This is a genomic window from Syntrophomonas sp. (assembly GCF_028707975.1).
Lineage (GTDB): Bacteria > Bacillota > Syntrophomonadia > Syntrophomonadales > Syntrophomonadaceae > Syntrophomonas.
Genome location: NZ_JAQVZX010000058.1, coordinates 1 through 11,483 on the forward strand (window position 1 = coordinate 1; position 11,483 = coordinate 11,483).

Below are 11,483 nucleotides of genomic sequence, written 5' to 3' on the forward strand. Positions count from 1 at the left end.
CAGAAGATGTGACATCCCCGGCACAAGAGAATAGTAATAGCGAGTGCTCTCAATCGTTGTGTGTCCCATGCTCTTACTGAGATAAAGAAGCCTGTCATCAAACCCAAACCCCTCATCTACCCATCGGCATAATTTCGCCACTGCTCTTTTGACCATGGGAAAAAATATGAAAGTGGTAAGCGATTTATTAGGTCATGCTGATATCCGTACCACTTATAATTTTTATGCGCATGTAGAAATGGAAGCCAAAAAGGAAGCAATTCAAGGTCTCGATGAAAAGCTTTTTAAGAAGGGCAAAAAAATAAGCGGTTTTGCATCTCGGTAGCAATTCGGTAGCAAAACCACTTTCTAAGGATTTTTTATAATAACCACCAGGGCCACGAACCCCGGTGGTTATTAGTTTCTTGATGGAGCCGATGGCCGGATTTGAACCGGCGACCTGCTGATTACGAATCAGCTGCTCTGCCACTGAGCCACATCGGCATAATTTATTAACACATAGATAATAGCAGGACAGCAGGGTCCCGTCAAGCGTCAGGAGAACCAGGCCGCGAGCACATTGGCATGGAATCTTTAATGCCCAGGTCAAACCTTATCTGCCCCCTGGTTTTTGCTCTCCACCAGGTAGTAATAACTGGGATTGTTAGCAACAATGGTCTGGCAAGAGGGGCATATTTGATTCAGATAGGCTTTTCTCTCGATAATTTGTACCATCTTCCTCAAGGCGGCTTCGGGAAAACTTTTACTACATATATTGCACTTTTCCATTAACGAGTTATCCTCCTAATTTTATGGCATATAAGCCGGCCAAATTGTTAACCATAACCTCCCCAGTGCTTTTCTTTCCGGTCATTAAGCATCGGAAGAAACTGCGGAGCAGTTTCAGCACAGCGCTGCAACGAGGCGGGGGATTAGAATCCGCCGCCTGTTTTGTTAATAGGATTTTGTTAATAGGAACCCAGTCGCATAAGAACGGGAGAGGTATTTCTCCTCGTTATAAGTAGGCCCGCATGAATTCCAATTCGATTTCAGCCAGTTGGCGAATTTCGCACCGGGCCAGTTCCCGAACCTCTTCATCTTCATCTGCTAATTGTTCTAAAACCAATTTCTCAAAAGGTATGGCACTCATACGACTTACAGCTTCTTCCACCTCCAGCTTGCAAAAGAAGGCATTAAAAATATTTAAGAGACTATGGAAATACTCGGCCACCCAGTTTTCCACCTGTTCCTCATCCAGAACACCGTTAATTCGGTCAAATTTACTAAGGTGCATTTTCTAACCCCCTTTAACCCTGCCGGGCTTCCTCTCCAGCTTTGTTAACAAGCATTTTCTCCCTCGTCAACTTTGTAAAACTATACAGTAGAACTCCTCATGGCCGGGGGCCACAACCACTGATGAAAAGTGATTTAGTAGGGGCTTGAATAGTAAGATGTAGCAGGAAATAAATTAAAACCCTCACCCCTTACTCCTCACTTTTCTTACTACCATTCGGGTAATCACAAATATCGTCCTCTATCAAGGGTAAGAAGCCCTAAACTGCTAAGAAGTTTCGTGCCTTGCCAGGATATTATCCTTATTGTAGTCAAGGATAAGCTTTTCATCAAGGCCTATAAATCTGAGCTTCTGATATATAATGGTCAAACTGCAAGCCTGGCTGCAAAAAGCTGTCCTCAGGTGGACAAAAGTAGATAAGATTGAATTGATGAGCGCTTTGTACCTATTATAAATATATAATATAATTGAATACTGTATTATCAAAGGAGCTGGCCAGGAATGAAGAAGTACCTCATTATTAATGCTGATGATTTTGGCTTATCCCCCGGGGTAAACCGGGCTATTGGGGAGCTTCATCAGGCAAGAGTAGTCTTCAGTGCTACGCTCATGGTTAATATGCCTGGATTCGAAGAAGCGGTAGCCCTGGTCCGTCAATGCCTCGCTCTGGGAGTAGGCTTGCACCCATTACGGCAAGTTAAGTTATAGTAAGCTATTTACTATGGGCTTGTGTTTTTTTGGGATCTTTGTAGCGCATGGGCTCTTTGTTAAATATTGACCACTCGCACCATCTGGACATAGGGTTTACAGAGCTCGGCTATTTCCTGCATTTCCTCCAGGCTGAAAGGTACTATCGCTTCATAGGAAGGAGCAAGGGTGTAGGCAGGGTTGAATTGCTGCAGGGAATAGAGGCGGGCTCCTTTAATATACCGAGCGATACTGCGGATGTCTTCGGGACTGTGCAGTAGTGGCACTACCGTAGTGCGGAATTCCACCGCAATCCGAGCATTTTGCAAGAGGTTGATAGAATTGCGGATGTTGAAAAATTGCCGGGAGCTCAAGCGGCCACTGGCCTGCAGGTATTTTTTGAAGTCCAGCGGGGCCTTAATATCCATGGCCACATAATCCAGCAGTTTTTCCTGTAAAAGATAAGCCAGCAGCTCCGGGTTGCTGCCATTGCTGTCCAGCTTTACGAGATAGCCTATTTCTTTAATACGCTGCAAATCCTGGGCCAGTTCCGAGTGCAGGGTGGGTTCCCCACCGCTTATGACCACTGCATCGAGGAAGCCTTTTCTTTCCCGCAGAAACTCCAGTATGGATTCGATATCATATGTTTTACCATCGCCAATATTCTCTTTATCTCCCCCGGCTTGCAGGCTGTTTTCTGCTCCTGGCTCTCTTTTTTTCTCTGCTAGCAAATGGGCATTATGGCAGAAGGGACAGCGAAAATTACAGCCCCGGGTGAAAAGCACAGCGGCTATTTCACCCGGATAATCCACCAGGCTTTGTTTAATTAGACCAGCATATTTCATCAGGCAGGGCGCCCCTTTAAGCTTTAATCCATAGGTATTTATCCACTGACAACTTCCGAAGGCTGGATTTCTTTTCCCTTATCCACGGCCCGGTCAAACATCTTTCTGCTCTGGAACTCGGCCTGTTTGCCCGCATTCCACTGGTCGATTGGTCTCAAATAGCCCACTACCCGAGAATATACTTCACAGGTGGTTTCTTTCCCCGCGGCGGCACAGATGGGGCAGTTGTAGCTTTTACCACTGATATAGCCGTGGCTGGGGCAAATGCTGAAAGTGGGCGAAAGAGTAAAGTAGGGCAGCCGGAACTGCTCGCAGACTTTCTTTATCAGTTTCCGCGCGGAATCGATGGAAGGAAGAGATTCGCCCAGGAAAATATGGAAGACGGTACCGCCGGTATAGCGGCTTTGCAGCTGATCCTGCAGGCTCAAAGCCTTGAACAAATCATCGGTGTAATTGACCGGCAGCTGGGTGGAGTTGGTATAGTAGGGCTCTGCTCCTCTCCGGTAATCCGCTTCATTGGCCACAATAATATTGGGATAGGCCTCCTTATCCTTGCGGGCAATACCGTAGCTTACCCCTTCAGCCGGAGTTGCTTCCAGATTATATATATTGCCGGTTTCCTCCTGGTAAGCCAGCAGTCTTTGCCGCATAAAGTCCATTACTCCCTGGGCAAAAGCCATTCCTTCTTCGCTGGCGATATCAGAACCCAGGAAATTAAGGCAGGCTTCATTCATAGCAATTAAACCAATGGTAGAAAAATGGTTTTTCCAGTACTGTCCCATGGCTTCCTTGACATTGCGCAGGTAAAACTGGGAATAAGGGTAGAGCCCAGATTCGGTGAGGTTTTCCAGAATCTTGCGTTTGATTTCCAGGCTGTTATGAGCCATATCCATAAGGGTGCTCAGGCGCTGGTAAAAGTCTTCCCTATCCTGGGCCAGGTAACCCAGGCGGCTCATGTTGATGGTAACCACACCAATGGAACCGGTCAGGGGATTAGCCCCGAAAAGCCCGCCGCCTCTCTTCCGTAATTCCCGGTTGTCCAGGCGCAGACGGCAGCACATGCTGCGGGCATCTTCTGGGTTCATGTCGGAGCCGATAAAATTAGAGAAATAGGGAATGCCATATTTTGCGGTCATTTCCCATATTTTATGATAGTTGGGATTATTCCAATCAAAATCTTCACTTATATTGTAAGTGGGAATGGGGAAGGTGAATACCCGCTCTTCCACATCCCCCTCCATCATAACTTCAGCAAAAGCCTGGTTAAACATATCCATTTCCGCCTGGAAATCACCGTAGGTAGCGTCCATATAGCGCCCGCCAACTACCACCGGTTCATTTTTCATGAATTCGGGTACCTTGAGATCCAGGGTAACATTGGTAAATGGAGTCTGAAAGCCTACCCGGGTGGGAACATTCATATTGAAAACGAATTCCTGCAAGCCTTGCTTGACCTGGCGGTAGTCCAGATTGTCATAGCGGATAAAAGGGGCCAGGAGGGTATCAAAGTTGGAAAAGGCCTGAGCTCCAGCCGCCTCCCCCTGCAGGGTAAAGAAGAAGTTGACAATCTGGCCAAGAATAGAGCGGAAATGTTTGGCCGGGCCGCTGGCCACCTTGCCGCGCACCCCCTTGAAACCTTCCAGCAGAAGATCGCGGATATCCCAGCCCACACAGTAAACCCCTAATATACCCAGATCGTGAATGTGAAAATCACCTGTGGCCTGGGCCTGCCTGATTTCGGGCGGGTATATCTGATTAAGCCAGTACTGGGAAACAATCAGCGAAGATATATGAAAATTCATACCCTGCAAAGAGTAAGTCATATTGGAGTTTTCCTTGATTCTCCAGTCGTTGCGCCCCAGGTAATCGGCAATAATCTTGTTATTGAACAACAGCTGGTTGGTTTCACGCATGTCTTCATGCTGCTTGCGGTAAAGTATGTAAGCTTTGGCAGTTTTGTAGTTGCCGTTCTTGACCAAAACCCGTTCCACCAGATCTTGAATACCCTCAACGGTGGCTATCTCATCGTCATCAACATACTGGGCAATCTCCACTACCTTGTCGGTTAAATCCAGAGCCATCTGGTAATCCTTGCCGCCCACCGCCTGGGCCGCTTTCCAGATAGCTTTGGTAATCTTCTCTTTTTCAAAAGGAACTATGCGGCTATCTCTTTTTTTAATCTTGCTGATATCCATGAATGCGAATCCTCCTTTTTTTGCTAACCACAATATATAGTGGTGTATACGGTCTTACACCACTATATTAAGTATAATTATTATACCCCGCCCGTCAAACAGGACAAGTCTCCCTTAAGAGAATCTGCATTATTTATGCCTTTTTATTTTGCCCAATCAGAGTATTTTATCGTATTGCTCAAATTTTGACTCTACTGCAAAAACCCTTCTTGTTGCATAAGGGTTGCATAAATATAACTTTTTGCAGTGACATCAAATTTTTGATATCAAAAAATATTTAGGGGGGTAATTCGAACTGAAAGGTTCCGTAAAGCTGTTCTTGCCTGCTCCCATACTTCCCCGCTGGCCTAAGAGACAAGACCTAGCAGTGCAAAGGTGGGACACGAAATCGGAATGGATATTAAGAAATAGATACCTGCATGGAGGGTTCAATAAGGATAGGTTTTAATAATTTGCTTTTATGGTAAAGCGCGATCATGGCGATCAACAATATAATAGGATCGTATTGCTGCCTGCATATTGCCATACTATCCTAACATCCATGTTAACAGATGCTTCCATTAAAGGCTTATGCCCTTTTATGGGCTTGCTACGCAGGCTGGGATGGGCGGGATTTTCCAAAAGCACAGCAATTGCCTTCTTAATTTGTTGGTAGGCGGCTTTGTCAGATCTAGCAAATTTCCTAACCATGATTTCAAATTGCGGGGTTGTTTGCATCTTGAACATCAGCACTTATTCCATTTCATTTTCTACCAGGGTAAAAAAGTCTTCAGGACTATCGTAAGTCTTTATTTTGCCGCTACTTGCTTCTTTGGAAGCTTCAGCCATGGCCTTTTGCCAATGTTCGCTATAAAACCATGCCTGATCCTTGGGAATAACCAAAACAGGAACTAAACGGATAGACCCATCAGCCTCCATGATAATTTCCACATCATCCCCTGGCTTAATACCTGCTGCTTTAATAATTTCACTGGGGATGGTTATTACATTACGATCACGAACTTTTGCCAACATAATAAAACGCTCCTTCTGCATTACTGCAATACCTACGCTTATTGTATGACTATGATCAGGGCAGTGTCAACCACCTTTATCGATACCCGGCAAAAGTTTATTTCTATTGTTCGACAGTAGTTGGGGGGTAATGATTCATGACAGGACAGCACGACGATACTCACCTGGAAAAACAAACGATTATCAAAAAAACCGGCAAATATCCAAACTTCTTTTTCAACTGTCGCAGCAGTATGCTGACCTGGCCTTCCGCTTTGCCTTCAGCTATGCCTTTCACTCTGCCCTTTTCTTCCCAGGATGTAGTTATCTCTAACATTCTCTTGGCCTCCTTTTCATCTGCCTTGCCCATAACGTCCCCCTGGCAGACCGCCGCTCAAGTGCCCAGTGCCTGCGGAACAATCTCTTTGCCTATCAGGAGAAAGTGCCGGTCAAATGTTAGTACCCGGTCAATCCTTGCATCCGACATAATAAGGCCAAAGCTGACAGCATCAACATATGAAATATCATGGTCATTATACTTTTCCAGAATTTTCAGCGCCTGTTCTTCGCTCTTCTCGTTGGAAAACAGGATTTGCAAATATCCACTGCTTTGCGCTTTTTTGGTGGAAAGTAAATAACGCATGGCTACAGAATAACCTATTCTATAACGCAAAAATGTATAGGTTTCAGAGATAACCAGGTTGGAAGTAACGCGAATAATACCACCATCTAATTGCCGGTAAAAGCTTGCCGCCACTTTATGGTACTGGTCTCTTTCATTGGCCAGCGCAATAAACCCCCCGGTATCAATAAATAATTTACTCCTGCTCATCATAGATATACCTGTCATGCTTGGAAGACCCGTCAAACGGTTCTTTATCGGTAATCGCTATAATCCCCAACAGTGGGTCTTCGTCAAGCATCTCATTCTCAAGATAATTGTCTATTGCCCGGCGAATTATTTCTGCTTCAGTTGTCCCCTCCGTCATCGCCTTCTTTTTTATCATTTTATTCTGCCTGCTGCTTATATAGGTTTGCTTTCTAATCATTGCTTCCATACACCTTACCCCCATGCACCATGCTAGTTTTTTGACCTATATACATTATAGGCTTTTATTATGGTGTCGCCAATAAAATCCCTCCAATAGCTGCCATCCAATCGTTCACATTTTATGCGTTCAGCATAGGCTATGGCCTGCGAGCAGAGGTCGATATTAGTGGCAAGAGGCTGAAGAAAGCCTTGGATTATGCCAACCGGGAGGGATTGAAGCAGGTTCTGATTCTGGGAATAGGTTGCAAACAGTAAACAGAATACACTTTCGGAAAGCTTCTACTCTATGATAAAATATAAACAGAAGGGGTGGTGACCGGCTTGTCACAGGGACTTGATCCCAAAGTAGACATAGTATTTAAGAGCATATTTGGTACTGAAGAGAATAAGGGTATTTTAATCAGTTTTCTTAATGCCGTATTAGCTTGGAAAAAAGATCAACAGATTATAGCAGTGAAAATATTGAACCCCTACCTGGAGCAAGAGTATATAGATGACAGCTATGGCATACTTGACATTAAGGTACAATTAGGTAGTGGAGAACTGGTGGATGTGGAAATGCAGATTGGTGACAGGGCCAACATGGAAAGGCGCAGCACCTACTATATTTGCCGCATATTTGGCGACCAGAAAATAACCAAAGGCAGATATCAGAATCTAAAAAGAGCCATAGGCATTAATATACTGGACTTCGTACGAATAAAAAACAGCCGACACTACCATAGCAGTTACCGGATGCGGGAAGTAAAAGAAAACTTTGATTTAACCGATGCAATTGAGATACATTTTATCGAACTACCCAAATTATACCGAGAACTAGCAGATTATAAAAAACCCCTGGATAGGTGGGCAATGTTTCTGAAAGGATGGGATGACATGGAACTGCTGGAGAGATTAAGCGAAGAAGACCCGGCCATAGCGCAGGCCAAAAGAGCGCTGGAAAAAATGGCGTCCGATCCCAGAGCCAAAGAAATCTATGAACAAAGACTAAAAACCATCATGGATAGAAATTCAGATTTATATGAAGCTGAGATGAAAGGCAAGCTGGAAGGCCAAAGAGAAGGCATAAGGGAAGGCATAAGGGAAGGCATAAGGGAACTGGCCATGAAATTGTTAAATCGAGGTATTGATATTGATGTTATTATTGAAACTTCCGGCTTAAGCCGCCAGGAAATCGAGCTCATAAAACAGGCTCCGGGAGAAACTGACTAGGGTCAAGCAGGCAAGGGGACGGTTCTGTTGCCTGCTGGATCTTCGCCTGATATAATGTGGTTGTGGGGGGGTAGGCGAAGTGACGAAAAGAGCAAGGGAAATGACCGATAGTGGCATTTCCCGCATCATGCTGCGGGGCAATGAGAGAAAGTCGATTCTCGCTAGTGATGAGGAAAAACAATTCTTTCTGGACTGTATAAGACGCAAGCAGTATGAAGCTAAATATCCATCATCTTCTACAGGCGCGCTTTTAAATCGATCCTGAAATAAGTACCCTACCCTGTCATACTTTTTATGGAGATGATTACCCATCAAACAATAAGCATATAATCTGTATTTACAAATCGCCCTGTATCTCTGCAAGGTTTGAATAAACTTGACGCAATCTTCATTCTCCTCAAACACAATCTGACGATTAATTCCTCTCATAATAACATGGTATATTCCACTCTTACTTTTTATCCTTGCTACTCTTGGCACAAAAATCACCTCTGTGGTAATTAATACCATATATAGTTACTGTGTGTCAATACCCCCGTCCCCTTGTCAAGTATGTCAATACCCCCGTCCCCTTGTCAAGTAGGAAAGCTTTAAAAACTTGTTGTGTAATTGTACGCTTCATTGTACAATATATTAAAGAGGTGATTTCTATGATAGCTACAAATTATTCAGATGTAAGGCAAAACTTCAAGGAATACTGTGACAAGGCTACTTATGATTTTGAAACTATCATCGTTACTCGGGAGAGAGGCGAAAATGTAGTAATTATATCTGAATCAGAGTATAACAACCTTTTGGAAAACCTTTATGTACGAAGCAATCCGGAATATTATAATGAACTACTGCAGTCTATTGAACAGTTAAAAAAAGGTAGAGGAAAGAAAAGAGAGCTATTAGATGAATAAGATATTTTCAGATATCTCCTGGGAGCATTATTTATACTGGCAAGTTAATGATAAAAAGATACTAAGAAAAATTAATGATTTAATAAAAGATATCGAAAGAAATGGTAATGATGGTTTAGGTAAACCAGAGCCTTTGAAACATGAATTGTCTGGGTACTGGAGCCGTCGTATTACATCCGCACATAGATTAATTTACAGTATCGATGGAGATAATATTTACATAGCAAGTTGTAAGGGGCATTATTAGCAAGCTATCCGTATTAGTCTTCTAATTATTCATATTCTTATTTTGATGCAAATCTCTTCTTAAATTATGAACCGCTTCTAGGATGTACAAGTTACTACTGTACCAAAAAGCATGCATATAGCAATATAGGTGTAATCAGAAACGCCTAATAATTCAGTAATAGCTGCTAAAAAAATAAAGAAACCTAAAGATGCTAAAGCTCCATATAACAAATATATCATGGTTAGCCTTGTAGTCCATTTTGCGTTGTCGAGTAGAAGTGCGCCTTTCTGATTTTAGGAGCAGGTTTGTTTTCACCGTTGCTCCCCGTTTCCTCACGGGAGTGCCACAATATTTGCTCCATGACCAGACTTAAAACCTACAGTTGCCTGTAAGCCTCCAAGGGCTGGCTACGGGGCTGTTGGTTAGACTTTACCCCGGTGGGGCTTCCCACCCACTAGAATTGGCAACCTTGCCCGGCCGCCCTACACGGAAGGATTTACACTCCCATTCGAGAATCTAGGATTAATGGGAAAAATATTCTTCTACCTTGTACTGTAGGCGCATTTCCTGTATGATTTGGTAAATATTCACCAGATATTCCTGATGGAACTGCCTGAGTTGGGTCTTTGGTTATAGTTTTTAATTCAACATTATTTAGTGTTATATCTGCATTCTGTCCCCGAGAACCGCTTTGGGTATAGGATAAACCGCCTATTCTTCCTGCTAATGGCATTATTTCATAATTTAATTTATCCAAACTTTCTACCCATATTGGGTCGCCGTAACTTGTATTTGCTACCCAAATATTGTCCTTATTATCTAGACTATTGTATAATTCCTGACTTACTACAGAAGGTACTGCTTCTACACTTTCTACTATAACCTGTCCATTTGTACTTATAGGACATACTTCCCTAATTCTAAATTCTGCTATTAGTGGTCCATCAGGCTTTAGTGCAGGATATACTGTTCCATCATACCCTGTTTCATCAATCCATCTATTAGCACTATTTCTCCAACAATCAGCATAGCACATAACAATCATTTTATAAGATTTATATTCTTCTGCTTGAGCTGTCAAACACTTATTTGATATTCCTTGAGGAGTAATTAATGTACATAATACAAATATAATTAAGAACTTATAATATCTTTTTAACATATTCATACCCTCCTTTATTGCTTATAATAAGGATTATCTATAAAGTATACTCCATCGGCTCCATCAAAACCTATTTTCTTAACTTCTTCTATCATAGGTGTTCCTAAATCATAACCCTTGCCACCAAATATAAAAATATTATAAAAAGTGCCATCACCATTTGGAATACACGTACCTTCACTTGTTATACAAGTAGATATACTACACCACCCAAAGTCCCCTTGTACTAATAAACCACTTAGAGGATTGTCAGTGTTTTTTGTTACATTTAAATAACCATCTATATTATATTTAACTTCCTCAGGAGTCCCTTTTACATAATCTAATTTAAGAATTCTCGTTCCATTAACTTCTATTGGCAACTTCTTACATTCATAAGTGTTTTCTACATATGAGCCGCTCCTAGTAGTAATATTTTGTTTGACTGCTGGGGGCTTAATAAACCCATTCTGCTCTGTGGTCTGCTGTTTTTTTAGTTCTTGGGCTATTTGTTTCATAATTTTATTTTGTTCTTCTACTGTCTGTCCTTTAGTAAATACGTGTGCTGCATTACTATCTTGATGCCATGTTACTACTGCTCCTAAGTATTCACTAATAAACCTTACTGGTACCATAGTGCGGCTATTGGCGATTACTGCTGTGGTATCCATAATTTTGATTTGGCCATTTACTACTACATCCTTTTTATCTATGGTAACCATAATATCAGCATCCTTAAGAGCATCATGAGCTTTATTAATGATGTGTACCTGTCTAGTATTAGGTAGCCAATCTACATTAGCTCCCAGAGTTTCCGCCGGGAACCTAACAGGAACCATAGTTCTGTTATTATTGTCTATATAGGGCCTCTGGTCAGGAAAATTAACCAACTTTCCATCTACCGCCATATTGATAGTATTAACATCAGCTAAAATAGAATTAGAACCAATAA

16 protein-coding genes and 1 tRNA gene are annotated in these 11,483 nt (G+C 42.5%); 6 read left to right on the forward strand and 11 right to left on the reverse strand.

The window, feature by feature from the left end; genetic code table 11:
* Nucleotides 1–166 precede the first annotated feature (166 nt).
* A complete protein-coding gene (locus tag PHP87_RS08160; RefSeq protein ID WP_299920245.1) occupies nt 167–325 on the forward strand; it encodes an integrase in 159 nt (52 codons plus the stop codon).
* Nucleotides 326–408: 83 nt separating this feature from the next.
* On the opposite strand, the gene PHP87_RS08165 is transcribed toward PHP87_RS08160, so the two are convergent.
* From PHP87_RS08165 to PHP87_RS08175, 3 genes are all read right to left on the reverse strand, one after another.
* Nucleotides 409–483: transfer RNA gene (locus tag PHP87_RS08165), tRNA-Thr, on the reverse strand.
* A gap of 102 nt (nt 484–585) precedes the next feature.
* The gene (locus tag PHP87_RS08170) at nt 586–768 is read right to left on the reverse strand and encodes a hypothetical protein (protein ID WP_299920246.1); all 183 of its coding nucleotides are present in this window, start codon (nt 766–768) and stop codon (nt 586–588) included.
* Between the two features lie 226 nt (nt 769–994).
* Nucleotides 995–1,273: a hypothetical protein gene (locus PHP87_RS08175; RefSeq protein WP_299920247.1), complete on the reverse strand. Its 279-nt coding sequence runs from the start codon at nt 1,271–1,273 to the stop codon at nt 995–997.
* 501 nt (nt 1,274–1,774) lie between these two features.
* Here PHP87_RS08175 and PHP87_RS08180 point away from each other — a divergent pair.
* Complete coding sequence (locus PHP87_RS08180) at nt 1,775–1,981, forward strand: ChbG/HpnK family deacetylase (protein WP_299920249.1); 207 nt, start codon at nt 1,775–1,777, stop codon at nt 1,979–1,981.
* A 59-nt stretch (nt 1,982–2,040) separates the two neighbouring features.
* Here the strand turns inward: PHP87_RS08180 and PHP87_RS08185 are convergent, their stop codons facing one another.
* From PHP87_RS08185 to PHP87_RS08210, 6 genes are all read right to left on the reverse strand, one after another.
* The gene (locus tag PHP87_RS08185; protein WP_299920250.1) at nt 2,041–2,805 is read right to left on the reverse strand and encodes an anaerobic ribonucleoside-triphosphate reductase activating protein; all 765 of its coding nucleotides are present in this window, start codon (nt 2,803–2,805) and stop codon (nt 2,041–2,043) included.
* A 38-nt stretch (nt 2,806–2,843) separates the two neighbouring features.
* A complete protein-coding gene (locus PHP87_RS08190; protein WP_299920252.1) occupies nt 2,844–5,000 on the reverse strand; it encodes a ribonucleoside triphosphate reductase in 2,157 nt (718 codons plus the stop codon).
* Between the two features lie 732 nt (nt 5,001–5,732).
* Nucleotides 5,733–6,014: an AbrB/MazE/SpoVT family DNA-binding domain-containing protein gene (locus PHP87_RS08195; protein WP_299920254.1), complete on the reverse strand. Its 282-nt coding sequence runs from the start codon at nt 6,012–6,014 to the stop codon at nt 5,733–5,735.
* Between the two features lie 160 nt (nt 6,015–6,174).
* Entirely contained in the window at nt 6,175–6,363 is a 189-nt protein-coding gene (locus PHP87_RS08200; RefSeq protein ID WP_299920256.1) for a hypothetical protein, read from the reverse strand.
* A gap of 24 nt (nt 6,364–6,387) precedes the next feature.
* On the reverse strand, nt 6,388–6,828 hold the full coding sequence (locus PHP87_RS08205; protein WP_299920258.1) for a PIN domain-containing protein: 441 nt from the start codon (nt 6,826–6,828) through the stop codon (nt 6,388–6,390).
* Nucleotides 6,812–7,051 carry a hypothetical protein gene (locus PHP87_RS08210; RefSeq protein WP_299920260.1) on the reverse strand — a complete coding sequence of 80 codons (240 nt, stop codon included), beginning with the start codon at nt 7,049–7,051 and terminating at the stop codon, nt 6,812–6,814. Before PHP87_RS08210 ends, PHP87_RS08205 begins: the two co-directional genes overlap by 17 nt.
* Before the next feature lie 314 nt (nt 7,052–7,365).
* Here PHP87_RS08210 and PHP87_RS08215 point away from each other — a divergent pair, with 314 nt between their 5' ends.
* From PHP87_RS08215 to PHP87_RS08230, 4 genes are all read left to right on the forward strand, one after another.
* Complete coding sequence (locus PHP87_RS08215; protein ID WP_299920262.1) at nt 7,366–8,256, forward strand: Rpn family recombination-promoting nuclease/putative transposase; 891 nt, start codon at nt 7,366–7,368, stop codon at nt 8,254–8,256.
* Nucleotides 8,257–8,335: 79 nt separating this feature from the next.
* Nucleotides 8,336–8,521: a hypothetical protein gene (locus tag PHP87_RS08220; protein ID WP_299920264.1), complete on the forward strand. Its 186-nt coding sequence runs from the start codon at nt 8,336–8,338 to the stop codon at nt 8,519–8,521.
* Between the two features lie 385 nt (nt 8,522–8,906).
* Nucleotides 8,907–9,161: a type II toxin-antitoxin system Phd/YefM family antitoxin gene (locus PHP87_RS08225; RefSeq protein ID WP_061214907.1), complete on the forward strand. Its 255-nt coding sequence runs from the start codon at nt 8,907–8,909 to the stop codon at nt 9,159–9,161.
* Nucleotides 9,154–9,408: a Txe/YoeB family addiction module toxin gene (locus tag PHP87_RS08230; RefSeq protein ID WP_299920266.1), complete on the forward strand. Its 255-nt coding sequence runs from the start codon at nt 9,154–9,156 to the stop codon at nt 9,406–9,408. Before PHP87_RS08225 ends, PHP87_RS08230 begins: the two co-directional genes overlap by 8 nt.
* 478 nt (nt 9,409–9,886) lie before the next feature.
* On the opposite strand, the gene PHP87_RS08235 is transcribed toward PHP87_RS08230, so the two are convergent.
* Nucleotides 9,887–10,552 (reverse strand): hypothetical protein, encoded by a 666-nt coding sequence (locus PHP87_RS08235; RefSeq protein WP_299920267.1) that lies wholly within the window; start codon nt 10,550–10,552, stop codon nt 9,887–9,889.
* Between the two features lie 14 nt (nt 10,553–10,566).
* The coding region (locus PHP87_RS08240) for a stalk domain-containing protein (RefSeq protein WP_366942906.1) at nt 10,567–11,483 on the reverse strand (917 nt) is incomplete at its 5' end.

What these genes read in the sequence shown, in the direction of transcription:
- PHP87_RS08195 (WP_299920254.1), bottom strand. Translation starts at nt 6,014, where the DNA reads ATGTTGGCAAAAGTTCGTGATCGTAATGTAATAACCATCCCCAGTGAA.
- PHP87_RS08160 (WP_299920245.1), top strand. Translation starts at nt 167, where the DNA reads ATGAAAGTGGTAAGCGATTTATTAGGTCATGCTGATATCCGTACCACT.
- PHP87_RS08185 (WP_299920250.1), bottom strand. Translation starts at nt 2,805, where the DNA reads ATGAAATATGCTGGTCTAATTAAACAAAGCCTGGTGGATTATCCGGGT.
- PHP87_RS08205 (WP_299920258.1), bottom strand. Translation starts at nt 6,828, where the DNA reads ATGATGAGCAGGAGTAAATTATTTATTGATACCGGGGGGTTTATTGCG.
- PHP87_RS08210 (WP_299920260.1), bottom strand. Translation starts at nt 7,051, where the DNA reads ATGGAAGCAATGATTAGAAAGCAAACCTATATAAGCAGCAGGCAGAAT.
- PHP87_RS08175 (WP_299920247.1), bottom strand. Translation starts at nt 1,273, where the DNA reads ATGCACCTTAGTAAATTTGACCGAATTAACGGTGTTCTGGATGAGGAA.
- PHP87_RS08180 (WP_299920249.1), top strand. Translation starts at nt 1,775, where the DNA reads ATGAAGAAGTACCTCATTATTAATGCTGATGATTTTGGCTTATCCCCC.
- PHP87_RS08235 (WP_299920267.1), bottom strand. Translation starts at nt 10,552, where the DNA reads ATGTTAAAAAGATATTATAAGTTCTTAATTATATTTGTATTATGTACA.
- PHP87_RS08170 (WP_299920246.1), bottom strand. Translation starts at nt 768, where the DNA reads ATGGAAAAGTGCAATATATGTAGTAAAAGTTTTCCCGAAGCCGCCTTG.
- PHP87_RS08225 (WP_061214907.1), top strand. Translation starts at nt 8,907, where the DNA reads ATGATAGCTACAAATTATTCAGATGTAAGGCAAAACTTCAAGGAATAC.
- PHP87_RS08200 (WP_299920256.1), bottom strand. Translation starts at nt 6,363, where the DNA reads ATGGGCAAGGCAGATGAAAAGGAGGCCAAGAGAATGTTAGAGATAACT.
- PHP87_RS08190 (WP_299920252.1), bottom strand. Translation starts at nt 5,000, where the DNA reads ATGGATATCAGCAAGATTAAAAAAAGAGATAGCCGCATAGTTCCTTTT.
- PHP87_RS08230 (WP_299920266.1), top strand. Translation starts at nt 9,154, where the DNA reads ATGAATAAGATATTTTCAGATATCTCCTGGGAGCATTATTTATACTGG.